Origin of the sequence: Klebsiella oxytoca NBRC 105695 (assembly GCF_001598695.1) — a bacterium.
GTDB lineage: Bacteria > Pseudomonadota > Gammaproteobacteria > Enterobacterales > Enterobacteriaceae > Klebsiella > Klebsiella oxytoca.
Window position 1 is genome coordinate 469,250 of the sequence record NZ_BCZK01000003.1, and the last position, 24,773, is coordinate 494,022.

28 protein-coding genes are annotated in these 24,773 nt (G+C 54.2%); 20 read left to right on the forward strand and 8 right to left on the reverse strand.

The features are described 5' to 3' along the window. Window positions 1–67 precede the first annotated feature (67 nt). Entirely contained in the window at window positions 68–1,390 is a 1,323-nt protein-coding gene (locus tag KO1_RS07945) for a cytosine deaminase (RefSeq protein ID WP_004106417.1), read from the forward strand. Here the strand turns inward: KO1_RS07945 and tsgA are convergent. Beyond that, the gene (gene tsgA, locus KO1_RS07950; RefSeq protein WP_004106415.1) at window positions 1,387–2,571 is read right to left on the reverse strand and encodes an MFS transporter TsgA; all 1,185 of its coding nucleotides are present in this window, start codon (window positions 2,569–2,571) and stop codon (window positions 1,387–1,389) included. The two genes, KO1_RS07945 and tsgA, sit on opposite strands and share 4 nt — an antisense overlap. A gap of 277 nt (window positions 2,572–2,848) precedes the next feature. Between tsgA and ppiA the strand changes: the two genes are divergently transcribed. From ppiA to argD, 5 genes are all read left to right on the forward strand, one after another. Beyond that, window positions 2,849–3,418 (forward strand): peptidylprolyl isomerase A, encoded by a 570-nt coding sequence (ppiA, locus tag KO1_RS07955; RefSeq protein WP_004854889.1) that lies wholly within the window; start codon window positions 2,849–2,851, stop codon window positions 3,416–3,418. Between the two features lie 107 nt (window positions 3,419–3,525). Next, the gene (ficA, locus tag KO1_RS26970; protein ID WP_004106412.1) at window positions 3,526–3,693 is read left to right on the forward strand and encodes a FicA/YhfG family antitoxin; all 168 of its coding nucleotides are present in this window, start codon (window positions 3,526–3,528) and stop codon (window positions 3,691–3,693) included. Continuing rightward, window positions 3,683–4,285 (forward strand): putative adenosine monophosphate-protein transferase Fic, encoded by a 603-nt coding sequence (locus KO1_RS07960; protein ID WP_004106410.1) that lies wholly within the window; start codon window positions 3,683–3,685, stop codon window positions 4,283–4,285. Before ficA ends, KO1_RS07960 begins: the two co-directional genes overlap by 11 nt. A 31-nt stretch (window positions 4,286–4,316) precedes the next feature. Beyond that, entirely contained in the window at window positions 4,317–4,880 is a 564-nt protein-coding gene (pabA, locus tag KO1_RS07965; RefSeq protein WP_004106408.1) for an aminodeoxychorismate synthase component 2, read from the forward strand. A gap of 90 nt (window positions 4,881–4,970) precedes the next feature. After that, window positions 4,971–6,191 carry a bifunctional acetylornithine/succinyldiaminopimelate transaminase gene (gene argD, locus KO1_RS07970; RefSeq protein ID WP_032729083.1) on the forward strand — a complete coding sequence of 407 codons (1,221 nt, stop codon included), beginning with the start codon at window positions 4,971–4,973 and terminating at the stop codon, window positions 6,189–6,191. On the opposite strand, the gene KO1_RS07975 is transcribed toward argD, so the two are convergent. Further along, window positions 6,181–8,259 (reverse strand): YccS/YhfK family putative transporter, encoded by a 2,079-nt coding sequence (locus KO1_RS07975; RefSeq protein WP_023321704.1) that lies wholly within the window; start codon window positions 8,257–8,259, stop codon window positions 6,181–6,183. The two genes, argD and KO1_RS07975, sit on opposite strands and share 11 nt — an antisense overlap. Before the next feature lie 51 nt (window positions 8,260–8,310). Beyond that, the gene (gene crp / locus KO1_RS07980; RefSeq protein ID WP_000242758.1) at window positions 8,311–8,943 is read right to left on the reverse strand and encodes a cAMP-activated global transcriptional regulator CRP; all 633 of its coding nucleotides are present in this window, start codon (window positions 8,941–8,943) and stop codon (window positions 8,311–8,313) included. A 304-nt stretch (window positions 8,944–9,247) separates the two neighbouring features. Between crp and KO1_RS07985 the strand changes: the two genes are divergently transcribed. Further along, window positions 9,248–9,652, forward strand: a complete 405-nt coding sequence (locus KO1_RS07985; protein ID WP_004106401.1) for an OsmC family protein — start codon at window positions 9,248–9,250, stop codon at window positions 9,650–9,652. A gap of 46 nt (window positions 9,653–9,698) precedes the next feature. Here the strand turns inward: KO1_RS07985 and KO1_RS07990 are convergent, their stop codons facing one another. The 4 genes from KO1_RS07990 to KO1_RS08005 form a co-directional block, all read right to left on the reverse strand. Then, window positions 9,699–10,568 carry a phosphoribulokinase gene (locus KO1_RS07990; protein ID WP_004106399.1) on the reverse strand — a complete coding sequence of 290 codons (870 nt, stop codon included), beginning with the start codon at window positions 10,566–10,568 and terminating at the stop codon, window positions 9,699–9,701. A 35-nt stretch (window positions 10,569–10,603) separates the two neighbouring features. Next, window positions 10,604–10,822 carry a YheU family protein gene (locus KO1_RS07995; protein WP_004106398.1) on the reverse strand — a complete coding sequence of 73 codons (219 nt, stop codon included), beginning with the start codon at window positions 10,820–10,822 and terminating at the stop codon, window positions 10,604–10,606. Further along, window positions 10,819–11,817 (reverse strand): hydrolase, encoded by a 999-nt coding sequence (locus KO1_RS08000; RefSeq protein ID WP_160886763.1) that lies wholly within the window; start codon window positions 11,815–11,817, stop codon window positions 10,819–10,821. Before KO1_RS08000 ends, KO1_RS07995 begins: the two co-directional genes overlap by 4 nt. Window positions 11,818–12,009: 192 nt before the next feature. Further along, window positions 12,010–13,914, reverse strand: coding sequence for an ABC transporter ATP-binding protein (locus KO1_RS08005; RefSeq protein WP_004106394.1), 1,905 nt, complete (start codon window positions 13,912–13,914; stop codon window positions 12,010–12,012). A 172-nt stretch (window positions 13,915–14,086) separates the two neighbouring features. On the opposite strand from KO1_RS08005, the gene kefG reads away from it, so the two are divergent. The 4 genes from kefG (at window position 14,087) to slyD (ending at window position 17,336) form a co-directional block, all read left to right on the forward strand. Beyond that, window positions 14,087–14,650, forward strand: a complete 564-nt coding sequence (kefG, locus tag KO1_RS08010; protein ID WP_024274771.1) for a glutathione-regulated potassium-efflux system ancillary protein KefG — start codon at window positions 14,087–14,089, stop codon at window positions 14,648–14,650. Further along, entirely contained in the window at window positions 14,637–16,442 is a 1,806-nt protein-coding gene (gene kefB / locus KO1_RS08015; RefSeq protein ID WP_004115968.1) for a glutathione-regulated potassium-efflux system protein KefB, read from the forward strand. The genes kefG and kefB overlap by 14 nt, the downstream gene beginning before the upstream one ends. 11 nt (window positions 16,443–16,453) lie before the next feature. Then, the gene (locus KO1_RS08020) at window positions 16,454–16,654 is read left to right on the forward strand and encodes a YheV family putative zinc ribbon protein (RefSeq protein WP_004106389.1); all 201 of its coding nucleotides are present in this window, start codon (window positions 16,454–16,456) and stop codon (window positions 16,652–16,654) included. A 94-nt stretch (window positions 16,655–16,748) separates the two neighbouring features. Next, window positions 16,749–17,336: a peptidylprolyl isomerase gene (gene slyD, locus KO1_RS08025; protein ID WP_004106387.1), complete on the forward strand. Its 588-nt coding sequence runs from the start codon at window positions 16,749–16,751 to the stop codon at window positions 17,334–17,336. Between the two features lie 59 nt (window positions 17,337–17,395). On the opposite strand, the gene KO1_RS08030 is transcribed toward slyD, so the two are convergent. Next, window positions 17,396–17,614 (reverse strand): protein SlyX, encoded by a 219-nt coding sequence (locus tag KO1_RS08030; protein ID WP_032729079.1) that lies wholly within the window; start codon window positions 17,612–17,614, stop codon window positions 17,396–17,398. 222 nt (window positions 17,615–17,836) lie between these two features. Between KO1_RS08030 and fkpA the strand changes: the two genes are divergently transcribed. The 9 genes from fkpA to tuf form a co-directional block, all read left to right on the forward strand. Then, window positions 17,837–18,673, forward strand: coding sequence for an FKBP-type peptidyl-prolyl cis-trans isomerase (gene fkpA / locus KO1_RS08035; RefSeq protein ID WP_004106382.1), 837 nt, complete (start codon window positions 17,837–17,839; stop codon window positions 18,671–18,673). A 166-nt stretch (window positions 18,674–18,839) separates the two neighbouring features. Continuing rightward, window positions 18,840–19,562: a helix-turn-helix transcriptional regulator gene (locus tag KO1_RS08040; protein ID WP_004106380.1), complete on the forward strand. Its 723-nt coding sequence runs from the start codon at window positions 18,840–18,842 to the stop codon at window positions 19,560–19,562. Further along, complete coding sequence (gene tusD / locus KO1_RS08045; protein ID WP_004106378.1) at window positions 19,562–19,948, forward strand: sulfurtransferase complex subunit TusD; 387 nt, start codon at window positions 19,562–19,564, stop codon at window positions 19,946–19,948. The genes KO1_RS08040 and tusD overlap by 1 nt, the downstream gene beginning before the upstream one ends. Continuing rightward, window positions 19,948–20,307 carry a sulfurtransferase complex subunit TusC gene (gene tusC / locus KO1_RS08050; protein WP_016807656.1) on the forward strand — a complete coding sequence of 120 codons (360 nt, stop codon included), beginning with the start codon at window positions 19,948–19,950 and terminating at the stop codon, window positions 20,305–20,307. The genes tusD and tusC overlap by 1 nt, the downstream gene beginning before the upstream one ends. 7 nt (window positions 20,308–20,314) lie before the next feature. After that, on the forward strand, window positions 20,315–20,602 hold the full coding sequence (gene tusB / locus KO1_RS08055) for a sulfurtransferase complex subunit TusB (RefSeq protein WP_004106373.1): 288 nt from the start codon (window positions 20,315–20,317) through the stop codon (window positions 20,600–20,602). Between the two features lie 124 nt (window positions 20,603–20,726). Then, window positions 20,727–21,101, forward strand: a complete 375-nt coding sequence (gene rpsL / locus KO1_RS08060; RefSeq protein ID WP_002920115.1) for a 30S ribosomal protein S12 — start codon at window positions 20,727–20,729, stop codon at window positions 21,099–21,101. A 95-nt stretch (window positions 21,102–21,196) separates the two neighbouring features. Then, a complete protein-coding gene (rpsG, locus tag KO1_RS08065) occupies window positions 21,197–21,667 on the forward strand; it encodes a 30S ribosomal protein S7 (protein WP_004106370.1) in 471 nt (156 codons plus the stop codon). A 96-nt stretch (window positions 21,668–21,763) separates the two neighbouring features. Next, window positions 21,764–23,878, forward strand: a complete 2,115-nt coding sequence (gene fusA, locus KO1_RS08070) for an elongation factor G (RefSeq protein ID WP_004115957.1) — start codon at window positions 21,764–21,766, stop codon at window positions 23,876–23,878. A 70-nt stretch (window positions 23,879–23,948) separates the two neighbouring features. Then, window positions 23,949–24,773 (forward strand): elongation factor Tu (gene tuf / locus KO1_RS08075; protein WP_064406868.1); only part of this gene is annotated, 825 nt, incomplete at its 3' end.

Consider the following 24,773-nt stretch of genomic DNA (forward strand, 5'->3'; position numbering starts at 1 on the left):
AAAATTAGCAACGGATACCCACGGCGGGTTGAGTAAAATTTCAGCAACAATTACGGGAGTCATCGATATGACAGCAGCGCCGCTTTGGTTAATTGAGAACGTTCGTCTGCCCGATCGCGAAGGGTTATGGCAGATAGCGATAGACAAGGGGCGCTTCGGGGATATCACCCCTATGGGGGAGGCGCGCAAAGAGAATTTTGAAGTGCTGAATGCGCGCGGCGGGCTGGCCATCCCCCCTTTTATTGAACCGCATATTCACCTCGATACGACCCAGACCGCCGGCGAGCCGAACTGGAATCAGTCCGGTACCCTGTTTGAAGGGATTGAGCGTTGGGCGGAGCGTAAGGCGCTGTTGAGCCATGAAGACGTGAAAGCCCGCGCCTGGAAGACGTTGAAATGGCAAATTGCCAACGGTATTCAGTTTGTGCGCACCCACGTCGACGTTTCCGATCCGACGCTGACCGCGCTCAAAGCCATGCTGGAGGTGAAGCAGGAAGTCGCGCCGTGGGTAGATTTGCAGATTGTCGCCTTCCCACAAGAGGGGATTTTATCCTATCCCAATGGTGAGGCTCTGCTGGAAGAAGCCCTGCGGCTGGGCGCCGATGTGGTGGGCGCCATCCCGCATTTTGAATTCACTCGCGAATATGGCGTGGAGTCCCTGCACATCGCTTTTCGTCTGGCGAAAAAGTATCAGCGGCCTTTAGATATCCACTGTGATGAAATCGATGATGAACAGTCGCGATTCGTTGAGACCGTGGCGGCCCTGGCGTTAAAAGAGGGGATTGGGCCGAGAGTGACCGCCAGCCATACCACCGCGATGCACTCCTACAATGGCGCTTATACATCACGTCTTTTTCGTTTGCTGAAACTGTCCGGCATTAACTTCGTGGCTAACCCGCTGGTCAATATTCACCTTCAGGGACGGTTTGACGACTATCCGAAACGCCGCGGCATCACGCGCGTGAAGGAGCTGATGGCGGCGGGCATTAACGTCTGCTTTGGCCATGACGATGTCTTTGATCCCTGGTATCCGCTGGGAACCGGCAACATGCTGCAGGTGCTGCACATGGGGCTGCACGTTTGTCAGATGATGGGCTATCAGCAGATTAACGATGGACTCAAGCTGGTGACGGAAAATAGCGCGCGAACGTTTGGCCTGAGCGATTACGGTATTGCGACGGGGAACACGGCGAATCTGGTGATTCTCCCTGCGGAAAACGGGTTTGAGGCTGTGCGTTGTCAGGTTCCGGTTCGTTGGTCAATTCGCCAGGGGAGAGTTATCGCTACCACGCAGCTGGCGCAAACCTGGGTACAGATGGATCGGGGCGGGGAGGAGCTGTTCTTTACCCGAAATAGCCCCTTTGCCGGAACAAAGGGGCCTGAGGCTTAGTGCGATTCCGCTGCCGCGTTGTTCTGGCGGTGGCGGGAGACGAAGCCGAGGATCAGACACATCACAAAGACCACGGCATAGAGGCCGTTAGCGGTATGCAGCGCTGCCAGCGGTCCGCTGGCGGCAACGATAGGGCCGGTAACGACGAAAGTCAGCATGGTACCCACGGTGCCGCAGGTCAGAATGAAGTTCACCAGCTTCGGCGACGACACTTTAGTTTGCAGTGACCCCAGGGTGATGATCGACGTATAGATGGCGCTGGAGAAGAAGCCGAGGGTGAGAATAAACCACGGCATATGCTCCGGCGAACCGTTAATAAACAGATACATCAGCACCGTCGCCACGCCCGCCAGCACGGTCAGAATACGCTGCAGGTCAAAGAAGCGCAGGATGAAGCTGAATGACCACATGCCGATCATGTACGACATCCAGAAATCGCTTACCAGCTTACCCGCATCGCCAAGGCTCATGCCCAGGCCTTTGGCGTATTCCGGTACCCAGGAGATGAAACCCAACTGGCCGAGGATGTAGCACAGGGCGGCGATGGAGAGAAACAGCACGCCGATACCCCATTTTTCTTTCACGACCGGCTGGCTATCCTGCAAGGCTTTTTTGCCCAGGACCGGGAATTCACAGCCGAAGGTCAGAATGAAAATAGCGACGTAGACCAGGCCGATGCAGGCATAAACCCAGTACCATTCGATGCTGCGCGCCAGCAGATAGGCGGCCAGCATCGGGAAGATCATCCCCGCCATGCTGAAGAAGGAGTCGGTGAACAGCAGCCGCGCGCCGCGCTGACGACCTTCGTACATATGGGTAATCAAGAAGGTACCAATCGACATGGTGATCCCGCTGACCAGCCCAAGCACGAACATCGAGGCGGAAAACAGCGCCAGGCTATGGCTGAACATCAAACCGGCGACGGCCAGAATCATCAGGATAAAGCCAAAGCGCAGTTGCGTTTTCAGCGGAACAATTTCCATCAGCCAGGCGTTCAGGAAGATAGAGATCAGGATACCGGCATTAAGAAAGGTAAAGGTGTTGCTCATGCTGGAGACGGGCAGATGAAAATAATCTGCGATGTTTCCCATCACCATCCCGGTGACAATCACCAACGCGCCGGTCAGGGCGTAGGAGAAGAAGCTGATCCATGTGAGCTTGATACGATTGCTGTTAGTCATGACAGGCCTGTGAATAGAAATGTAAAGCGCGTTGACTCTGCGCCGGGCGGACAGATTTTATGCGTTAGCGTGATTCAAGCAAACGTTTATTCTGAAATTTATAGTTTTTTGCAATTGTTAGTGTGACTTGTATCACATTTGATTATTTGGCGGAGCGCCTGGCCCATCGTTACAAGTGTTTCAGCTAAGTAAAATTAGGTAAAAGGCTAGCCCAGGATGCAAAGGCTCTTTAGAATCAAAGCACTCGGTTTTTATTCTGCTCCGTTAAGGAATTTCCATGCTCAAATCAACTCTCGCGGCGGTGGCTGCCGTTTTCGCCATTTCAGCATTTTCCCCGGCCATGGCGGCAAAGGGGGATCCTCATGTGTTGCTGACCACGTCTGCGGGCAATATTGAGCTTGAGCTGAATAGCCAGAAAGCGCCCATCTCGGTTGATAACTTCCTCAAGTACGTGAACAGCGGTTTTTATAACAACACCACTTTTCACCGTGTGATCCCGGGCTTTATGGTGCAGGGCGGCGGCTTTAACGAACAGATGCAGCAGAAACAGCCTAATCCGCCGATTAAAAATGAAGCCGACAACGGTCTGCGCAACACGCGCGGCACCATCGCCATGGCGCGTACTGCCGATCAGGACAGCGCCACCAGCCAGTTCTTTATCAATATTGCGGATAACGCCTTCCTCGATCATGGCCAGCGTGATTTCGGCTATGCGGTGTTTGGTAAAGTAGTCAAAGGCATGGACGTCGCGGATAAAATTTCTCAGGTGCCGACTCACAACGTTGGGCCGTATCAAAATGTTCCGTCCAAACCTATCGTTATTCTTTCCGCAAAAGTACTGCCGTAATCTTAATTGCGCGGGTAACGCTCACCCGCGCATTCCCCGCTTCCCTGCGAAATCGCTTTTTGCCGCTTATACTTGTGGCTACTGCGGACATGTCAGGGAGGTGTTAAATGAAAAAGCTCACCGAAAAACAGAAATCCCGACTCTGGGAGGATCGACGCAACGTGAATTTTCAGGCCAGCCGGCGGCTGGAGGGCGTCGATATTCCGCTAATCAACCTTACTCCCGAAGAAGCCCTGGCGCGTATTGCGGCGTTAAGGAGCCACTATGAGCGATAAATTTGGTGAGGGCCGGGATCCTTATCTTTACTCCGGTCTGCAGGTCATGCGTAACCGCTTAGGTATCCGCCAGGCACAGCGCCTTGAGCAGGCGGCGTGGGAGCTGACCGCGCTACGCGCGGCAACCATCGAACTCGGGCCACTGGTGCGCGGCTTGCCTCATCTCTGCGCGATTCATCGCCAGCTCTATCAGGATATTTTCGACTGGGCGGGACAACTGCGTGAAGTGGATATCTATCAGGGCGACACCCGTTTCTGCCATTTCGCCTATATCGAAAAAGAGGGGAACACGCTCTTTCAGGCCCTGGAAGAGGAAGGCTATCTGGTGGGGCTTGCTCAGGATAAATTCATTGAACGTCTCGCTCATTACTACTGCGAAATTAACGTCCTGCATCCTTTCCGAATCGGCAACGGCCTGGCGCAACGCATTTTCTTTGAACAACTGGCTATTCATGCTGGCTATACGCTGGACTGGCGTGATATTGCCGTCGATGTATGGAACCAGGCCAACCAGAGTGGCGCAATGGGCGACCTTTCTCCACTGCAGACGATATTTCGTAAAGTGGTAAGCGAAGCTGCGGAAACTGAGTAGAATAGCGCGGTTCTTTGTTCCCGGAGCCGCTATGATCCTGCTTATCGATAACTACGATTCTTTTACCTGGAATCTGTACCAGTATTTCTGCGAACTTGGGGCAGAAGTGCAGGTCAGGCGTAATGACGAGCTGACGTTAGCGGAAATTGTTGCGCTGGCGCCCGCGAAAATCGTTATTTCGCCGGGGCCCTGCACGCCGAATGAGTCCGGGATTTCGCTGGCGGTTATTCGCCACTTCTCCGGCAAGACGCCAATCTTAGGCGTTTGCCTGGGCCACCAGGCGATAGCCCAGGTTTTCGGCGCCGCGATCGTGCGGGCGGCCAAAGTCATGCACGGGAAAACGTCCCCCATTAGCCATCGTGGCCAGGGGGTATTTCGTGGCCTCAATAATCCGCTAACCGTGACCCGCTACCACTCCCTGCTGATTGACCCGCTAACGCTGCCTGAATGCTTTGAGGTGACCGCTCGCAGCGAGGAGGGTGAGATCATGGGCATTCGCCACCGCGAATTCGACCTTGAGGGCGTGCAATTTCATCCGGAGAGCATTCTCAGCGAACAGGGCCACCAGCTGCTGGCAAACTTCTTCAATCGGTGATTTGTAGTTGCCATGGGTTGATTTTTTATGCATATTTTGTGATTAGATTATCATAATCACTATCGCATAACGAAGAGGGATGGGCACGACATGGCAACTGAACAACCGGCGATCACCCGCGCGACATTCGATGAGGTTATTTTGCCAATTTATGCACCGGCGGAATTTATTCCGGTGAAGGGCAAAGGAAGCCGGGTATGGGATCAGCAGGGGAAAGAGTACGTTGATTTCGCCGGGGGTATTGCCGTGACTGCGCTCGGACATTGCCATCCGGCGCTGGTGGCGGCACTCCATGAACAGGGTGAAAAGCTGTGGCATACCAGCAACGTTTTTACCAACGAACCGGCCCTGCGCCTGGGGCGTAAGCTGGTTGATGCGACGTTCGCCGATCGCGTCGTGTTTATGAACTCCGGAACCGAAGCCAACGAAACGGCTTTTAAGCTGGCGCGCCACTATACCGTCACTCGCCATAGTCCGTACAAAACCAAAATTATCGCCTTCCATAACGCATTCCACGGTCGATCGCTGTTTACCGTCTCCGTCGGCGGGCAGCCGAAATATTCCGATGGCTTTGGGCCTAAACCGGCCGATATCGTTCACGTGCCGTTTAACGATTTACACGCGGTGAAAGCCGTGATGGACGATCATACCTGCGCGGTGGTGGTCGAGCCGATTCAGGGAGAAGGCGGCGTGACCGCAGCGACGCCGGAATTTCTGCAAGGCTTGCGCGCTCTGTGCGACCAGCATCAGGCTTTGCTGGTCTTTGATGAAGTTCAGTGCGGTATGGGGCGCACGGGCTCGCTGTTTGCTTATATGCACTATGGCGTAACGCCGGATATTCTGACCAGCGCTAAGGCGCTGGGCGGCGGTTTCCCTATCAGCGCGATGCTGACCACCCATGACATCGCCAGCGCGTTCCACGCCGGTTCTCATGGTTCGACCTACGGCGGTAACCCCCTGGCCTGCGCGGTGGGCGGAGCGGCGTTCGATCTGATTAACACACCGGAAGTGCTGGACGGCGTCACCGCGAAGCGCGAGCTGTTTGTTGAGCACCTTCAGCAAATTGACGCGCGGTTCGATCTGTTCAGCGATATCCGCGGCATGGGACTGCTTATCGGCGCCGAGCTTAAGCCGCAGTATCACGGGAAAGCGCGCGATTTCCTCTACGCCGCCGCAGAGGCTGGCGTCATGGTGCTCAATGCCGGACCGGACGTGATGCGCTTTGTACCGTCGCTGGTGATTGATGATAGCGATATTGCTGAAGGCATGACGCGCTTTGCCCAGGCTGTTGAGCGGGTGCTCAGCGCTTAGTGGCGCGCAGCCAGATGCCATGATGCGGACGCTGACGCCATGCCACCGATGAAATAGTGTGCATGGTGTTCAGATGCCCGAGGATGCGCTGCAGATGCTGCTCCATTGTACTGAGCGGGCCGCGAGGAACCTCCGCATCCTGCGCCTCCATGATATTCACATCCCCTGCGCTGCCCGGCCCATCGGAATCCAGCCGCTGCTGGCAGCGCTGGAGCGCAATCTCGCAGGACTCCAGATAACGTTGCGCCAGATCTGGCGTGAGCATATTGTGCTCGCGCGCCAGGGTGGTCATAGCGTTGATATGCTCGACAATAAACTGGCTGTGGGTAACCCACAGCTTCATATCTTCCAGATAGTGCGAGTTAAAACCGGGTTCCTGCATTGCCTGATTCAGCGAGTTAAACAGCGCGTTATGCGCCTGGTTGACGCGCATTCGCTGATAGGCCAGCGCCGGGGCCTGATGGTCGTCGCTGAGGATCAGCCTGATAGCATCCTGATCGGCTTCCAGCGCATCGTGGGCATTTTTGCGCAGCAGGCCGCTTTGCCATTGCGGCCATAGCCAGACCATACCCCCGAAGGCGATCAGGCAGCCAATCAGCGTATCAATCAGCCTGGCAACGATAAACTGTTCGCCGTTCAGGGTGAGTAGCTGCAGGGTATACACTGCCGTTACCGTAAATCCGACCATCGCCCAGCCGTAGTTCTTGCGGATAATCAGATAGCTTAACAGCGTGATAAAGAGCATCGCGGTCAGCGTATAGCCTTCAGGGACGTGAAAGTGCAGCGTCAGTCCGGCAATGACCAGCCCGGCAATGGTTCCTGCAGCCCGGTGGACGATGCGTACTCGGGTGGCGCCGTAGCCGTTTTGCGTCACGAACAGAACCGTCATCAGGATCCAGTAGGGTTTTGGCAGGTTTAGCGCGCTGCCCATCAGGCTGGCGACGCTCAGCATCACGCTGATACGCGCCGCATTTCGTAAGGCCGGCGACTTAAGCGACAGATAGTTTTTCAGGGCAGGCAGCAGCGGCAGGCGACGGGTTTTATCCGCCATCAGGTTACGCGCGTACAGCGGCCGCTGGGTGCGCAGAACCCGGGCAATACGGCTGAAATGCCAGGCGCAAAACTGCCCGACCGGGTTATCGGGATGCTGCCAGGCGATTTTTTCCAGCGCACCGATCTGTTTATCCATCTGAAAGCGCTGAGGATAACGATGGTAAAGGAGATCGTCCGCCAGCACCCGCAGGCGGGCGGCAACGGTTTGCGCGTTCCAGCGAATCACCGCTTCCGCATGGCTGCGCTCCACCAGTTTTTGCACCTCTTCCGGCTGATGAAGGCTGACGGAAATATGCTCCTGCAGGTCCAGTCCAACCTGGAATGCGCGCAGCAGGCGTTTATGATCGCTGCGCTGGTTGGCCGCCAGCATATGCATCTGCTGATAGCACTGGGTTATCAGATCTACCACCTTTTGCTGTCGATTAAGCAGCGGCGGCAACGATGTTGAGGGGTCCGTATGCTGGGTAAGCAGACTGTATTTGGCCTCGCAATAATTGGCCAGCTCGCGATACAGCAGACTTAAGGATTCGCGCAGCGGCTGTTCGCGCCAAAGCCAGAACCAGATCCAGTTAAAAACGCCATACCATAACGTCCCGAGCGCGTAGATCAGCAGCGGCTCCCAGATCGGCATGTTGCCCGCGAGACTGAGCGTAAATATAGCCGCGATAAGCGAGGCGGGCAGCAGCCTTGCGTGCAGCGAGCTGATTTCGGCAGTGACGCCGAGGATGAGCGCCAGACCCGTGAGGATCAGCGGCAAAGGTATTTCTCGCTGCAGAAGGAGTTGAACGATCAGGCTACTGCCGGCAAACAGGCAGCCGCCGATAATCAGGCGTTTAAAGAAACGCTTATGCGGTGTATCCAGCCCGGCAACGTTGCAGCAGGCGGGAACAAGAGAAAACAGCAGACCCTGCTGTAGATGACCGAACAGAAGCCCTATCGCAACCGGCAGACACAACACCAGCGTTTGCCGCAGTGCATAGTTGACTTCCGGGTGGTAAATCAGCCTGCGCCACATGAGGGGAAAACAAAAACGGCGTATTGTCAGGCAATACGCCGTTTTACCGACTTAACGGGTACCGTAGACGACGATAGTTTTACCGTGTGCCGAGATCAGGTTTTGATCTTCCAGCATTTTCAGGATGCGGCCAACGGTTTCGCGAGAGCATCCGACAATCTGACCGATTTCCTGGCGGGTAATTTTAATTTGCATACCGTCCGGGTGGGTCATCGCATCCGGCTGTTTTGCCAGGTTCAGTAGCGTCTGGGCGATACGACCAGTCACGTCGAGGAAAGCGAGGTTGCCCACTTTTTCCGACGTAACCTGCAGACGGCGCGCCATCTGCGAAGAGAGACGCATCAGGATATCCGGGTTAACCTGGATCAGCTGACGGAATTTTTTGTAGGAGATTTCGGCCACTTCACATGCGGTTTTCGCACGTACCCAGGCGCTACGCTCCTGACCTTCTTCAAACAGGCCTAATTCACCGATGAAATCGCCCTGGTTGAGGTAAGAGAGGATCATCTCTTTACCTTCTTCATCCTTGATGAGTACAGCCACGGAGCCCTTAACGATGTAGTACAACGTTTCTGCTTTTTCACCCTGGTGGATCAGCGTGCTCTTTGATGGGTACTTATGAATGTGGCAATGAGACAAGAACCATTCAAGGGTAGGGTCTGTTTGCGGTTTGCCAAGCACCATGCGCGGTTATCCTCTGTTATAAGCTATCTCCGGGTGCCGACACTACACGGCATCCGGGCATGCAATCGTATTGAATCCCTATACCTGGGAATCCGGCTGAAAGTGTTCTGCAGCCTGTAATGTGAACTCCTCTGCATACATGCAGTACATCAATGTATTACTGTAGCATCCAGACTGTTTTAGCATAGCTTTCGCCGCATGTCTCCTGGTGTCTCGCTTCAGCATGACCCAGGTCGCCTTCCGTTGCGAGAATTGTTATCTACGCGTAATCTGTCAGGAAAATTACAGCCCTGGAGTTAAATTTATGCAAGCGCGAGTGAAGTGGGTTGAAGGGTTAACCTTCATCGGTGAGTCGGCTTCTGGCCACCAGATTCTGATGGACGGTAATTCCGGGGATAAAGCGCCCAGCCCGATGGAAATGGTGCTAATGGCGGCAGGCGGGTGCAGCGCGATTGACGTGGTTTCCATTTTGCAGAAGGGGCGTCATAACGTCACCAACTGCGAAGTTAAGCTGACCTCGGAGCGTCGCGAAGAGGCGCCGCGTCTGTTTACCCATATCAATCTGCACTTTATCGTGACCGGTAAGGAGTTAAAAGACGCGGCCGTTTCCCGCGCCGTTGACCTGTCGGCGGAAAAATACTGCTCGGTGGCGCTGATGCTTGAGAAGGCGGTAAACATTACTCACTCTTATGAAGTGATCGAAGGATAAACGGAACCGACCCCGGTAGGTTATGTTGCCGCCGGGGCGATCGCAGCTAGCTTATTTTCTTGCCTTCCATCAGCCGTTCAACCAGCGGCGCCATAATCAGCTCCATCGCCAGCCCCATTTTTCCGCCCGGTACCACCAGCGTGTTCATATGTGAGATAAACGAACCCTGAAGCATCGCCAGAAGCCACGGAAAATCGATATTTTTCAGGTTGCGGAAATGAATCACCACGAAGCTTTCATCCAGGGAAGGGATGGCTTTGGCCGCAAAGGGATTGGACGTATCCACCGTGGGGACGCGCTGGAAGTTGAGATGGGTGCGCGAAAACTGCGGGGTGATAAAGTTGATGTAGTCCTCCATCGAGCGGACCACCGAGTCCATCACCGCCTCCCGAGAGTGGCCGCGTTCGCTGGTGTCGCGGATAAGCTTCTGGATCCACTCAAGATTGACGATGGGCACCACGCCGACCAGAAGGTCGACATGGTTTGCGACGTTGTGCTGCGGCGTCACGACGCCGCCGTGCAGGCCTTCGTAAAAGAGGACGTCAGTCGGCTCGGGCAGCGGCTGCCAGGGCGTGAAGGTCCCCGGAACCTGGTTCCACGGCACGGCTTCGTCATAGGTATGTAAATACTTGCGCGACTGGCCTTTGCCGCTTAGCCCATACTCAGAAAACGTCTGTTCCAGCAGGCCAAAGTCGTTGGCCTCTGGGCCGAAGTAGCTGATATGTTTGCCCTGATCCCGCGCTTTGCGGATCGCCATGTCCATTTCCGGGCGGGTGTAGCGGTGAAAGCTATCCCCTTCGACTTCAGCGGCATGCAGATTCAGCTGGGCGAAGATTTTGCGGAAAGCGAGGCTGGTGGTTGTGGTACCCGCGCCGCTGGAGCCCGTGACGGCAATCACCGGATGTTTGGCAGACATAACAACTCCCTGGATAAACGATAGTGTGTGCCGCCTTAGCCGTGAAACTGCTTGCGGGGCATGATGTTGACCGTCTCGTGCAGCTCTGACCATACCAGCACGGCCTCTCCGCTTTTTAGCTGCTGTTTTACATCAGAGACTTTATCAACCAGCGAACGTTCATGTTCACCATAATCGGTGCCTTCGCGCAAGACAAAACTTTCGATCAGGCTATCCAGCGTTTCGGGAGCGAGCTCTTGCCAGGGTATGATCATAATTTTCCTCCTAACCAGCGGGTTAGCCAATCCGGAATGCGTCTTTCAAGCCACATCTCTGGCTTACGCAAGGTACCGCCGACGAACCCAACGTGCCCGCCGTGCTCCGTCAGCTGATACTCGACATTCGCCGGCAATTGTTCCTGCGGCGGTATCGAGTGATGGTCCATAAAAGGGTCGTCTTTTGCGTGAATAATCAGCGTGGGCTTCGTGATATCGCTTAAGCGCGGCATGGCGCTGCACTGGCGATAATAGTCCAGCGCATCGGCAAAACCGTGGATCCTCGCGGTGATGCTGTCGTCAAATTCGCGGATACGGCGCATGCTTTTTAGCTGACGTAAATCGACGGGCAGAGAGCCAGGATAGGCTTTTAGCTTACGTGCGGCGTTGGCTTTTAGCAGATTAAGCAAATAGCGCTGATAAACGCGTGAGAAACCTTTATCCATATGATAGCTACAGGCTTCCAGCATAAACGGAGCCGAGACGATTACCGCGGCATCGACCGGAATGTCGTCGCCTTCTTTTGCCAGCAGGCAGCCCAGCATATTGCCCCCGAGCGAATAACCTACCGCTGCGGTCGGTGCCGAACCGTATTCGCGCTGGAGCCAGCGCAGAAACCAGGAGCCGTCTTCCGTTTCGCCCGAATGGTAGATGCGGTTATTTCGGTTGGGTTCGCCGCTACAGCCGCGAAAATGCATCACCACGCCCAGCCAGCCGCGCTGCATTGCCGCATGGATAAGTCCGTGTGCGTAAGGGCTGTGCAGGCTGCCCTCCAGGCCATGAAATACCACCAGTCTGGGTTTATGGCGTGCCTGAGAAGGATCTTCACTCCAGGCCAGATCGACAAAGTCGCCATCCGGCAGTTCAAGACGCTGCCAGTGGGGAGTGAAACGGAGTTTGCGACGGATTAGCCGCGGCAACATGGTTTGCAAATGACGATTACCTACGCCGCGCATCGGATGAAACTGCTGCGAGTCGTTTTCCGGGGGCGTCATTTCTGTAGGAGTGATATCAACCATAGCACCAGAGCAATTAATAATCTTTATCCATACTATACCGCGCATGAAGTACGCAGGTTAGCCAATATGTGGTCTTGCGGCTAATCGGTAGGCAGGTTACGTGTAAAAAGCCGCGGAGAGAGAGGTAAACAGGCGGGTTTCCCCGCCTCGCTGTAGCGCATGTTGCCGCTAGCCTTCCTGCAGCATCTGCTCCAGCTGTTCCTGCGCATCCAGCCAGGCCATTTCACACTCTTCGAGGCCGGACTTTGCGCTGGCCTGCTGCTGTAAACATTCGGTAAGCTCTGCTTTACGGCTTTGATCGTACAGGCCGCTGTCGCCGAGCTTCTCTTCCGCCTGCGCCAGCTGGGCGTTGAGCTTCTCCATCTCTTTTTCCAGACGGATAATCTCTTTACGCAGCGGCTGGGTTTGCGTACGCAGCTCGGCTTCGCGGCGTTTCTGATCTTTACGCGCCTGGGCGCTGTTGCCGTTTTCTTTCGGTTCTTCCGATGCCTGGCTTTCCTGCTTTTGCGAGTCGCTCAACCACTGCTGGTAATCTTCGAGATCGCCGTCGAAAGGTTCGACTTTGCTATCGTGCACCAGATAAAGATCGTCGGTAGTGGAACGAATCAGATGGCGGTCGTGGGAGACCACCACCAGGGCGCCTTCAAAATCAATTAACGCTTCAGTTAGCGCCTGGCGCATGTCGAGATCGAGGTGGTTGGTCGGTTCATCAAGCAGCAGCAGGTTAGGGCGTTGCCAGACGATCAGCGCCAGCACCAGGCGCGCCTTCTCGCCGCCGGAGAAACGCTTTGTCTCTTCGTTGACTTTGTCGCTCTGGAACCCGAAACCGCCCAGATAGTCGCGCAGTTTCTGCTCCAGCTCCTGCGGCGCCAGGCGGGCAAGATGCTGGAGCGGGGATTCGTCCGCGCGCAGGAATTCAAGCTGGTGCTGAGCAAAGTAGCCAAGCTTGATGCCTTTCGCCAGGCCAATTTCACCGCGCAGCGGCTGTAGCTCGCCGGCCAGCAGCTTAATCAGCGTGGATTTACCTGCTCCGTTACGCCCCAGCAGACCGATGCGCGACCCTGGAACCAGATTCAGCTTGATCGAATCGAGAATGACGCGCTCGCCATAGCCGGCGCTGACTTTTTCCATCTTCAGCAGTGGATTGGGCAGGCTTTCCGGCGCACGGAAGCTAAAGTGGAACGGATTATCAACGTGGGCAGGGGCGATGAGCTCCATACGCTCGAGCATTTTGATACGGCTTTGCGCCTGCTTGGCTTTGGTCGCTTTCGCGCGGAAACGATCGATATAGCTCTGCAGATGGGCCACGCGCTGCTGCTGGCTCTCATACATCGCTTGTTGTTGAGAAAGGCGGGTTGCGCGCTGCACTTCGAAAGAGCTGTAGTTGCCGGTGTATTCGAACATCGTTTGCTGTTCGATATGAATAATTTTGTCGACGATTGGGTCAAGGAAGTCGCGATCGTGGGAGATCAGGATCAGCGTGCCGCTGTAGCTTTTGAGCCACTTCTCCAGCCAGATTACCGCGTCGAGGTCGAGGTGGTTAGTCGGTTCATCAAGCAGTAGCAGATCGGAACGGCAAATAAGCGCCTGCGCGAGGTTAAGACGCATGCGCCAGCCGCCGGAAAAGTCGCTCACCGGCCTCTCAAGCTGTTCATTGCTGAAACCGAGGCCGTGCAGCAGGCTGGCCGCGCGGGATCTTATGGTCCAGGCATCGATGGCATCCAGCTTACCGTGGACCGTCGCAATGGCATGTCCGTCATTTCGTTCGTTGGCCGCGTGCAAATCCGCCTCCAGCTTGCGGAATTCGCGATCGCCGTCAATAACATAGTCTATAGCCGGCTGAGGAAGGGCTGGCGTTTCCTGGTTAACCCAGGCCAGCTGCCAGCTACCGGGAAAAGTCATCGAGCCGCCGTCGGCGCTAATCTCGTTTTTCAAAAGCGAAAGCAGCGTGGATTTACCGCAGCCGTTTTTACCCACCAGGCCGACTTTTTGCCCTGGGTTGATGGTGGCGCTGGCGTTGTCCAGCAGGACGCGTACGCCGCGACGAATTTGTAACGAGGAGAAAACAATCATAAGGCGCCGTATGTTCTGACTATGTTAATTTGTCATTATGATAATGTAGTGTGGAGCGAATCGCTCAACCGGGCCGCAATGGTAGCCCAAAATGAAGACGATACACAAAGTCATTCTGGTTGCGTCGGGACGCAGCCGCTGCACAGGCCGCCAGAAGACGTTCGGGAGGGGAATGATGTCTCAGACAGCGAAGGTTTTGCTGCTGTATGCCCACCCAGAATCTCAGGATTCCGTGGCCAACCGGGTTTTGCTTGAACCTGCCTTACAGTTGTCGAATGTTACCGTGCACGATCTTTACGCGCACTATCCGGATTTTTTTATCGATATCGCCCATGAGCAGGATCTCCTGCGCCAGCATGAGGTGATTGTTTTTCAGCATCCGCTTTATACCTGGAGCTGTCCGGCGCTGATGAAAGAGTGGCTGGATAGGGTGCTCAGCCGTGGTTTTGCCAGCGGGGCGGGAGGGAACCAGCTGGCGGGAAAGTACTGGCGTAGCGTGATTACCACCGGGGAGCCGGAGAGCGCCTATCGACGCGATGCCCATCGCTATCCAATAAATGACATTCTTCGCCCGTTCGAACTGACTGCCGGCATGTGCCGCATGCACTGGATAAGCCCGATTATCGTCTACTGGGCGCGGCGGCAATCGCCTGACGATCTGAAAAGCCGCGCTCGTGCCTACCGCGACTGGCTGGCTAATCCTGTAACGGCTGGAGGTACAAATGGCGGGAGCTGATTTACTGCTGGCCGGGGTGTTATTTCTGTTTGCCGCGGTGGTGGCGGTACCGCTGGCGGCGAGGCTGGGTATTGGCGCCGTGCTGGGGTATCTGCTGGCCGGTATCGCCATTGGCCCCTGGGGGTTAGGGTTTATCAGCGATGTTGATGAAATCCTTCACTTCTCAGAATTAGGCGTCGTCTTTCTGATGTTTATTATTGGGCTGGAGCTGAATCCGTCCAAGCTCTGGCGGCTAAGAAGCTCAATTTTCGGCGTAGGCGCCGCGCAGGTCGCTTTCAGCGCGCTCATTCTTGGCGGCTTGCTCATGCTTAGCGACTTCTCATGGCGCGCAGCGGTGGTGGGCGGACTTGGGCTGGCGATGTCTTCAACCGCGATGGCGCTGCAGCTGATGCGTGAGAAAGGCATGAGCCGCAGCGAGTCCGGGCAACTGGGATTCTCCGTACTGCTGTTTCAGGATCTGGCCGTTATCCCGGCCCTGGCGGTGGTGCCCCTGCTTGCCGGTTCAGGTGACGACCACTTTAATTGGCTCACCATCGGGATGAAGGTCCTGGCCTTTGGCGGAATGCTGGTTGGCGGCCGTTTTCTGCTGAGGCCGGTGTTTCGTTTTATCGCCGGATCCGGCGTGCGGGAGGTCTTCACCGCAGCGACGCTGCTGCTGGTTCTTGCATCGGCTTTATTTATGGATGCGCTCGGTTTGTCGATGGCGCTGGGGACCTTTATCGCCGGCGTTCTGCTGGCCGAGAGTGAGTATCGCCACGAACTGGAAATCGCTATTGAGCCCTTTAAAGGGCTCCTGCTCGGGCTGTTTTTTATTTCCGTTGGCATGGCGCTGAACCTTGGCGTGCTCTATACCCACCTGCTATGGGTAGCGGCCAGCGTCGCAATACTGGTGTCGGTAAAAGGCGTCGTGCTGTATCTCCTTGCGCGGGTGTACGGCCTGCGTAGCGCAGAACGGGTGCAGTTTGCCGGAGTGCTGAGCCAGGGGGGAGAATTCGCTTTTGTGCTGTTCTCATTACCCGCCTCGATGCGCCTTTTTCAGAACGATCAAATGGCTCTACTGCTGGTGACGGTGACATTGTCGATGATGACCACGCCGCTGTTGATGAAGCTAATCGACAAAATACTCTCTCGCCGATTCAATCAATCCGAAGAAGAGGGCGAGGCTCCGTGGGTCGAAGATGATAAACCGCAGGTCATTATCGTTGGTTTTGGGCGCTTTGGTCAGGTGATTGGCCGCCTGCTGATGGCTAACAAAATGCGTATTACGGTGCTGGAGCGCGATATCAGCGCGGTCAATCTGATGCGCCAATATGGCTATAAGGTCTACTTTGGCGATGCGACGCAGCTGGAGCTCCTGCGCTCGGCAGGAGCCGAAGAGGCGCAGTCGATCGTCATTACCTGTAATGAGCCGGAAGATACCATGAAGCTGGTCGAGATGTGTCAACAACACTTTCCACATCTTCATATCCTGGCGCGAGCGCGAGGACGCGTCGAGGCGCATGAACTGCTGCAGGCGGGTGTGGCGCAGTTTTCTCGTGAAACCTTCTCCAGCGCGCTCGAGCTAGGGCGTAAAGCGCTTATCTCGCTAGGCATGCACCCTCATCAGGCGCAGCGCGCGCAGCTGCATTTTCGGCGTCTTGATATGCGAATGTTGCGTGAGTTAATGCCGGTTCATAGTGATACTCTGCAGATATCCCGCGTGCGGGAAGCCAGGCGCGAACTGGAGGAAATTTTTCAGCGTGAGATGCAAAAAGAGAGCAGACAGTTAGACGGCTGGGATGAATTTGAATAAAGGTAAATGATATGGCTGTGCGTAAACGTTTTATTGCCGGGGCGAAATGCCCGGCGTGCCAGGCTCAGGATTCGCTGGCGATGTGGCGTGAGAATAATGTCGATATAGTTGAGTGCGTTAAGTGTGGACACCAGATGCGAGAGGCGGATAAAGAGGTCCGCGAGCATGTTCGCAAAGAAGAGCAAGTGATAGGCATTTTTCATCCGGACTAGCGTTATCGGGCGGCTTTTTTTAAGCTAAAGGGTACACGGCTGCAGAATTCCGCTACAATCTGCGCCACTATTCTTCCCATGCTCAGGAGATATCATGAAAGTAGCAAAAGACCTGGTGGTCAGCCTGGCCTATCAGGTACGTACAGAAGACGGTGTGTTGGTTGATGAGTCTCCGGTAAGCGCGCCGCTGGACTACCTGCATGGTCACGGTTCCCTGATTTCCGGCCTGGAAAGCGCGCTGGATGGTCACGAAGTGGGCGACAAATTTGACGTAGAAGTCGGCGCTAATGACGCGTACGGCCAGTACGACGAAAACCTGGTACAGCGCGTTCCTAAAGACGTGTTTATGGGCGTTGACGAGCTGCAGGTTGGCATGCGCTTCCTCGCGGAAACCGATCAGGGCCCGGTACCGGTAGAAATCACCGAAGTGGGTGACGAACACGTTGTTGTTGACGGTAACCACATGCTGGCTGGCCAGAATCTGAAGTTCAACGTTGAAGTTGTCGCGCTTCGCGAAGCAACGGCGGAAGAGCTGGAACACGGTCATGTACATGGCGCTCACGGCCACGACCACGGTCACGACCACGATCATGACGGTTGCTGCGGTGGCCACGGTCACGGCCATGACCACGAACATGGCAAAGGCGGCTGCGGCGGTAACGGCGGCTGCGGTTGCCACTAATTCCATCGCGCTAGCGTTCTGGAATAGAAAAAAGCGGGGAGACCCGCTTTTTTTACGTCTTAATAGTGCGGTGGAGGCGTTTCTTCTGCCTGTGAAGCCATATGCGAGGGCTGAGTAGCTTTCAGCTTTTCCACCATCAGGCGCATATGTTCGCGCATCCTGGCCATTTCTATCTCGTGGGCGGTGACGGTCTGGTTGAGGTCTTCAATGGTGATTTCCTGAAACGCCAGTCTGCTCTCCAGCTCTGCAAGGCGAGTCTCTAAAGTGCTATCGTGCATGAGTAACCTCTTCTGTCTGATCCTGCGGGCGGATTCTACTGAAGTTTCAGCATTCACGCAGCATCGTTACGCCTGACAGGAAACTAATTCATACAAAAATAGTCTGAAATGAGGCGATATTCAGGTACGTCTGTATGTTGATTTGTTCTGCAACGTTCTATAGTACGTTTTTTGTTTTTTATGATAACCCTGGGGTGAGATGCCCCGGCCCTGGAGAAATGGATGAAATCACTGTTTAAAGTAACGCTGCTGGCGACCACAATGGCCGTCGCCCTGAATGCACCGCTGACCTTTGCTGCTGAAACTGTGACCAAAGCAGCCACCGAAGCGAAAGCGGCACCTGCAACGGACAGCAAATCGGCATTCAAAAATGACGATCAGAAATCTGCATATGCGCTGGGTGCATCGCTGGGACGTTACATGGAAAACTCCCTGAAAGAACAAGAAAAACTGGGCATCAAATTAGATAAAGCTCAGCTGATTGCCGGCGTTCAGGACGCTTTTGCCGATAAGAGCAAGCTGTCCGATCAGGAGATCGAACAGACTCTGCAGGCGTTTGAAACTCGCGTAAAAACCGCTGCCCAGCAGAAAATGGAAAAAGATGCTGCTGAGAATGAGGCAAAAGGTAAAGCTTATCGCGATGCCTATGCGAAAAAGCAGGGTGTGAAAAAAGCGAATTCCGGTCTGCTGTACAAAGTAGAGAAAGCGGGTACGGGCGAAGCGCCGAAAGACAGCGATACCGTTGTTGTTAACTACAAAGGTACGCTGATCGATGGTAAAGAGTTTGATAACTCTTACACCCGTGGCGAACCGCTGTCCTTCCGTCTGGACGGCGTAATCCCTGGCTGGACTGAAGGCCTGAAGAACATCAAGAAAGGCGGTAAAATTCAGCTGGTCATTCCACCGGATCTGGCTTACGGCAAAACCGGCGTACCGGGTATCCCGGCTAACTCCACTCTGGTATTTGATGTAGAGCTGTTGGACATCAAACCGGCTCCGAAAGCGGACGCCAAGCCTGAAGCAGCGGCCGAAGCGCCAGCCGCTGACGCGAAGAAGTAATCTGGCTCAAGCCGCCGCCTCCAGGGGCGGCGGCTTTTTTATTGAGGGCAGATATAATTAAAACTGGAAAGAACCTCAGGCGCTGTATTACTTTAGATAGATTAATAATGATGATGAGCCTGCCCTGACGATAACGACAGGCTCCTGAAAAGGAGTGCTTTTTTCCATGTCCAGGTCGCTTTTAACCAACGAGACCAGCGAGCTTGATTTGCTGGATCAACGTCCTTTTGACCAGACCGACTTCGATATCCTTAAATCCTATGAAGCGGTAGTGGACGGGTTAGCGATGCTCATCGGCTCCCACTGTGAAATCGTACTGCACTCATTGCAGGACTTAAAATGTTCCGCTATTCGTATCGCCAACGGTGAACATACCGGCCGTCAGATCGGCTCGCCAATTACCGACCTTGCGTTGCGCATGTTGCACGATATGACTGGGGCCGATAGCAGCGTTTCCAAATGCTATTTTACTCGCGCCAAAAGCGGCGTACTGATGAAATCAGTGACCATCGCTATCCGCAACCGTGACCATCGGGTTATTGGCCTGCTGTGCATCAACATGAACCTTGACGTGCCGTTCTCGCAAATAATGAGCACCTTTATTCCGCCAGAAACGACAGAAGTGAATTCACAGGTCAACTTTGCTTCATCGGTTGACGACCTGGTTGCACAGACGCTTGAGTTCACTATTGAAGAGGTGAATGCCGACCGCAACGTTTCTAACAACGCCAAAAATCGTCAGATCGTTCTGAACCTCTATGAGAAAGGGATCTTTGATATCAAAGACGCCATTAATCAGGTAGCGGATCGGCTGAACATCTCTAAGCACACGGTATATCTCTATATTCGTCAGTTCAAAAGCGGAGATTTCCAGGGGCTGGATAAATAATGCGTTTTGCCATTACGGTGACGGGGCCGGCTTATGGTACGCAGCAGGCCAGCAGCGCACTGCAGTTTGCCCGAGCCGTGTTGCAGGAAGGCCACGAATTGCTCAGTATCTTTTTCTATCGTGAAGGCGTCTACAATGCGAATCAGCTAACTGCCCCCGCCAGCGATGAGTTTGATCTGGTCCGGGCCTGGCAGGCATTACATGATGAACACGGCGTCTCCTTACATATCTGTGTAGCCGCAGCTTTACGCCGTGGCATAACCGATGCACAGGAGGCGCAGCAGCTGAGTTTGCCAGCGCATAATTTGCAGCCGGGCTTTACGCTGAGTGGATTAGGTGCGTTGGCGGAAGCTGCCTTAACCTGCGACCGGATGGTGCAGTTCTGATGAAACGCATAGCCTTTATTTTTTCGTCCGCACCCCATGGCTCAGCATCGGGCAGGGAAGGGCTGGATGCCCTGCTGGCGACATCCGCACTGACGGAAGAGATTGGCGTCTTCTTCGTCGGAGATGGCGTATTTCAGCTCCTTCCGGATCAGCGGCCAGCCGCAGTGCTGGCGCGCGATTATATCTCTACCTTTAAACTCCTGTCGCTATACGATATTGAACAGTGCTGGATTTGCGCGGCTTCAGCGCGCGAGCGCGGCCTGACTTCCGCCACGCCGTGGGTCGTGGACGGTGAATGGCTGGAGCCAGAGGCTCTGCGCGCCCGGCTGGACGATTTTAACGTGATACTGCGTTTCTGAGGTCTGAATGCTCCACACATTAAGCACATCCCCCTGGCACGCCGACATTGCGGCTATGCTCCGTTTGATAAAAGAAGGTGACGAGCTGCTGCTGCTGTCGGACGGCGTTATCGCCGCTGTCGCTCAAGGCCGTTTCCTTGAAATCCTGCAATCTGCCCCCATATCCCTCTACGCTCTGCAAGACGATATCGAAGCCCGCGGGCTGGCTGGTCAAATTGCGGACAGTGTCGTCAGGGTTAGCTATACTGATTTCGTCAGACTTTCAGTCAAACATGCCGGTCAGTTGTCCTGGTAATGGCGGGATTGTTGTATATTTCTTGACACCTTTTCGGCACCGCCCTAAAATTCTGCGTCCTCATATTATATGAGGCGATTTATTACGTGTTTACGAAGCAAAAGCTAAAACCAGGAGCTATTTAATGGCAACAATTAACCAGCTGGTACGCAAACCACGCGCGCGCAAAGTTGCAAAGAGCAACGTGCCGGCGCTGGAAGCCTGCCCGCAGAAACGTGGCGTATGTACTCGTGTATATACCACCACTCCTAAGAAACCGAACTCCGCACTGCGTAAAGTTTGCCGTGTGCGTCTGACTAACGGTTTCGAAGTCACCTCCTACATCGGTGGTGAAGGTCACAACCTGCAGGAGCACTCCGTGATCCTGATCCGTGGCGGTCGTGTTAAAGACCTTCCGGGTGTTCGTTACCACACCGTTCGTGGTGCGCTTGACTGCTCCGGCGTTAAAGACCGTAAGCAAGCTCGCTCCAAGTATGGCGTGAAGCGTCCTAAGGCTTAATGGTTCTCCGTTAAGTAAGGCCAAACGTTTTATATTAATGTCAAACTAAACTCTTAGAGTTTTGGACAATCCTGAATTAACAACGGAGTATTTCCATGCCACGTCGTCGCGTCATTGGTCAGCGTAAAATCCTGCCGGATCCTAAGTTCGGATCAGAACTGCTGGCTAAATTTGTAAATATCCTGATGGTAGATGGTAAAAAATCTACTGCAGAAGCAATCGTATACAGCGCGCTGGAGACCCTGGCTCAGCGCTCTGGTAAAAATGAACTGGAAGCATTCGAAGTCGCTCTCGACAACGTTCGCCCGACTGTCGAAGTTAAGTCCCGCCGCGTTGGTGGTTCTACTTATCAGGTTCCAGTTGAAGTCCGTCCGGTTCGTCGTAATGCTCTGGCAATGCGTTGGATCGTTGAAGCTGCTCGTAAACGTGGTGATAAATCCATGGCTCTGCGTCTGGCGAACGAACTTTCTGATGCTGCAGACAACAAAGGTACTGCAGTTAAGAAACGTGAAGACGTTCACCGTATGGCAGAAGCCAACAAGGCGTTCGCACACTACCGTTGGTAATCCCTTCGGAGTCTTAGTCACCAGGCGGGCGCTTCAGGTAAGTCGCCCGTTTTGGATAACTTAACTGAACGCCTAAAGAAATAAACGAGGAATCAAATGGCTCGTACAACACCCATCGCACGCTACCGTAACATCGGTATCAGTGCGCACATCGACGCCGGTAAAACTACTACTACCGAACGTATTCTGTTCTACACCGGTGTAAACCACAAAATCGGTGAAGTTCATGACGGCGCTGCCACCATGGACTGGATGGAGCAGGAGCAAGAGCGTGGTATTACTATCACCTCCGCAGCGACTACTGCATTCTGGTCAGGTATGGCTAAGCAGTATGAACCGCATCGCGTAAACATCATCGACACCCCGGGGCACGTTGACTTCACTATCGAAGTAGAACGTTCCATGCGTGTGCTTGATGGTGCAGTAATGGTTTACTGCGCAGTTGGTGGTGTTCAGCCTCAGTCTGAAACCGTATGGCGTCAGGCAAACAAATATAAAGTTCCGCGCATTGCGTTCGTTAACAAAATGGACCGTATGGGTGCGAACTTCCTGAAAGTTGTTGGTCAGATCAAAACCCGTCTGGGCGCGAACCCTGTTCCGCTGCAGCTGGCGATTGGCGCTGAAGAAGCGTTCACCGGTGTTGTTGACCTGGTGAAAATGAAAGCCATCAACTGGAACGAAGAAGATGCAGGCGTAACCTTCACTTACGAAGATATTCCGGCAGACATGCAGGAACTGGCCGAAGAATGGCACCAGAACCTGATCGAGTCCGCTGCTGAAGCTTCTGAAGAGCTGATGGAAAAATACCTGGGTGGCGAAGAACTGACTGAAGAAGAGATTAAAACTGCTCTGCGTCAGCGCGTTCTGAATAACGAAATCATCCTTGTAACCTGTGGTTCTGCGTTCAAGAACAAAGGCGTACAGGCGATGCTGGATGCGGTAGTTGACTACCTGCCATCCCCGGTCGACGTTCCTGCGATCAACGGTATCCTGGACGATGGTAAAGATACTCCTGCTGAGCGTCACGCTAGCGATGATGAGCCGTTTGCTGCTCTGGCATTCAAAATCGCTACCGACCCGTTCGTGGGTAACCTGACCTTCTTCCGCGTGTACTCTGGTGTGGTTAACTCTGGTGATACCATCCTGAACTCCGTGAAAGCTGCTCGTGAGCGTTTCGGTCGTATCGTACAGATGCACGCTAACAAACGTGAAGAGATCAAAGAAGTTCGCGCGGGCGATATCGCTGCTGCTATCGGTCTGAAAGACGTTACTACGGGTGATACTCTGTGTGATCCTAACGCGCCGATCATTCTGGAGCGTATGGAATTCCCTGAGCCGGTAATCTCTATCGCCGTTGAACCGAAAACCAAAGCTGACCAGGAAAAAATGGGTCTGGCTCTGGGCCGTCTGGCTAAAGAAGACCCGTCTTTCCGCGTATGGACTGATGAAGAATCTAACCAGACTATCATCGCCGGTATGGGTGAGCTGCACCTCGACATCATCGTTGACCGTATGAAACGTGAATTCAACGTTGAAGCGAACGTCGGTAAACCTCAGGTTGCTTACCGTGAAGCGATTCGCGCGAAAGTTACCGATATCGAAGGTAAACACGCTAAACAGTCTGGTGGTCGCGGTCAGTATGGTCACGTCGTTATCGACATGTACCCGCTGGAGCCGGGCTCTAACCCGAAAGGTTACGAGTTCATCAACGACATTAAAGGTGGTGTAATTCCTGGTGAATACATCCCGGCCGTTGATAAAGGCATCCAGGAGCAGCTGAAAGCTGGCCCTCTGGCTGGTTATCCGGTAGTTGATCTGGGCGTGCGTCTGCACTTCGGTTCTTACCACGACGTTGACTCCTCTGAACTGGCGTTTAAACTGGCCGCTTCTATTGCCTTCAAAGATGGCTTTAAGAAAGCGAAACCAGTTCTGCTTGAGCCGATCATGAAGGTTGAAGTAGAAACTCCGGAAGAGAACACTGGTGACGTTATCGGTGACCTTAGCCGTCGTCGCGGTATGCTGCGCGGTCAGGAATCCAACGTGACTGGCGTTGTGATCCACGCTGAAGTTCCGCTGTCTGAAATGTTCGGATATGCAACTCAGCTGCGTTCTCTGACCAAAGGTCGTGCTTCTTACTCCATGGAGTTCCTGAAGTATGATGATGCGCCGAACAACGTTGCTCAGGCCGTAATCGAAGCCCGTGGTAAATAAGCCGCAGGGTTAAAACCAAAGTCCCGTGCTCTCTCCTGAAGGGGAGAGCACTATAGTAAGGAATATAGCCGTGTCTAAAGAAAAATTTGAACGTACAAAACCGCACGTCAACGTCGGTACTATCGGCCACGTTGACCATGGTAAAACTACTCTGACCGCTGCAATCACTACCGTTCTGGCTAAAACCTACGGTGGTGCTGCTCGCGCATTCGACCAGATCGATAACGCGCCGGAAGAAAAAGCTCGTGGTATCACCATCAACACTTCCCACGTTGAATATGACACCCCGACTCGCCACTACGCGCACGTAGACTGCCCGGGCCACGCCGACTATGTTAAAAACATGATCACCGGTGCTGCGCAGATGGACGGCGCGATCCTGGTTGTTGCTGCGACTGACGGCCCGATGCCGCAGACTCGTGAGCACATCCTGCTGGGTCGTCAGGTAGGCGTTCCGTACATCATCGTGTTCCTGAACAAGTGCGACATGGTTGATGACGAAGAGCTGCTGGAACTGGTTGAAATGGAAGTTCGTGAACTTCTGTCTCAGTACGATTTCCCGGGCGACGACACTCCGATCGTTCGTGGTTCTGCTCTGAAAGCTCTGGAAGGCGACGCTGAGTGGGAATCTAAAATCATCGAACTGGCTGGCTTCCTGGATTCTTATATTCCGGAACCAGAGCGTGCGATTGACAAGCCGTTCCTGCTGCCGATCGAAGACGTATTCTCCATCTCCGGTCGTGGTACCGTTGTTACCGGTCGTGTAGAGCGCGGTATCATCAAAGTTGGCGAAGAAGTTGAAATCGTTGGTATCAAAGACACTGCTAAGTCTACCTGTACTGGCGTTGAAATGTTCCGCAAACTGCTGGACGAAGGCCGTGCTGGTGAGAACGTT

Coding starts and splice junctions, on each gene's coding strand:
- rpsG (WP_004106370.1), top strand. CDS start 21,197: ATGCCACGTCGTCGCGTCATTGGTCAGCGTAAAATCCTGCCGGATCCT.
- kefB (WP_004115968.1), top strand. CDS start 14,637: ATGGCGGGAGCTGATTTACTGCTGGCCGGGGTGTTATTTCTGTTTGCC.
- ficA (WP_004106412.1), top strand. CDS start 3,526: ATGAAAAAGCTCACCGAAAAACAGAAATCCCGACTCTGGGAGGATCGA.
- tsgA (WP_004106415.1), bottom strand. CDS start 2,571: ATGACTAACAGCAATCGTATCAAGCTCACATGGATCAGCTTCTTCTCC.
- pabA (WP_004106408.1), top strand. CDS start 4,317: ATGATCCTGCTTATCGATAACTACGATTCTTTTACCTGGAATCTGTAC.
- tusD (WP_004106378.1), top strand. CDS start 19,562: ATGCGTTTTGCCATTACGGTGACGGGGCCGGCTTATGGTACGCAGCAG.
- KO1_RS08020 (WP_004106389.1), top strand. CDS start 16,454: ATGGCTGTGCGTAAACGTTTTATTGCCGGGGCGAAATGCCCGGCGTGC.
- fusA (WP_004115957.1), top strand. CDS start 21,764: ATGGCTCGTACAACACCCATCGCACGCTACCGTAACATCGGTATCAGT.
- argD (WP_032729083.1), top strand. CDS start 4,971: ATGGCAACTGAACAACCGGCGATCACCCGCGCGACATTCGATGAGGTT.
- KO1_RS07975 (WP_023321704.1), bottom strand. CDS start 8,259: ATGTGGCGCAGGCTGATTTACCACCCGGAAGTCAACTATGCACTGCGG.
- KO1_RS08000 (WP_160886763.1), bottom strand. CDS start 11,817: ATGACGCCCCCGGAAAACGACTCGCAGCAGTTTCATCCGATGCGCGGC.
- KO1_RS08040 (WP_004106380.1), top strand. CDS start 18,840: ATGTCCAGGTCGCTTTTAACCAACGAGACCAGCGAGCTTGATTTGCTG.
- KO1_RS07995 (WP_004106398.1), bottom strand. CDS start 10,822: ATGATCATACCCTGGCAAGAGCTCGCTCCCGAAACGCTGGATAGCCTG.
- kefG (WP_024274771.1), top strand. CDS start 14,087: ATGATGTCTCAGACAGCGAAGGTTTTGCTGCTGTATGCCCACCCAGAA.
- tusC (WP_016807656.1), top strand. CDS start 19,948: ATGAAACGCATAGCCTTTATTTTTTCGTCCGCACCCCATGGCTCAGCA.
- crp (WP_000242758.1), bottom strand. CDS start 8,943: ATGGTGCTTGGCAAACCGCAAACAGACCCTACCCTTGAATGGTTCTTG.
- KO1_RS08005 (WP_004106394.1), bottom strand. CDS start 13,914: ATGATTGTTTTCTCCTCGTTACAAATTCGTCGCGGCGTACGCGTCCTG.
- tusB (WP_004106373.1), top strand. CDS start 20,315: ATGCTCCACACATTAAGCACATCCCCCTGGCACGCCGACATTGCGGCT.
- rpsL (WP_002920115.1), top strand. CDS start 20,727: ATGGCAACAATTAACCAGCTGGTACGCAAACCACGCGCGCGCAAAGTT.
- KO1_RS07960 (WP_004106410.1), top strand. CDS start 3,683: ATGAGCGATAAATTTGGTGAGGGCCGGGATCCTTATCTTTACTCCGGT.
- KO1_RS08030 (WP_032729079.1), bottom strand. CDS start 17,614: ATGCACGATAGCACTTTAGAGACTCGCCTTGCAGAGCTGGAGAGCAGA.
- ppiA (WP_004854889.1), top strand. CDS start 2,849: ATGCTCAAATCAACTCTCGCGGCGGTGGCTGCCGTTTTCGCCATTTCA.
- KO1_RS07990 (WP_004106399.1), bottom strand. CDS start 10,568: ATGTCTGCCAAACATCCGGTGATTGCCGTCACGGGCTCCAGCGGCGCG.
- KO1_RS07945 (WP_004106417.1), top strand. CDS start 68: ATGACAGCAGCGCCGCTTTGGTTAATTGAGAACGTTCGTCTGCCCGAT.
- KO1_RS07985 (WP_004106401.1), top strand. CDS start 9,248: ATGCAAGCGCGAGTGAAGTGGGTTGAAGGGTTAACCTTCATCGGTGAG.
- fkpA (WP_004106382.1), top strand. CDS start 17,837: ATGAAATCACTGTTTAAAGTAACGCTGCTGGCGACCACAATGGCCGTC.
- slyD (WP_004106387.1), top strand. CDS start 16,749: ATGAAAGTAGCAAAAGACCTGGTGGTCAGCCTGGCCTATCAGGTACGT.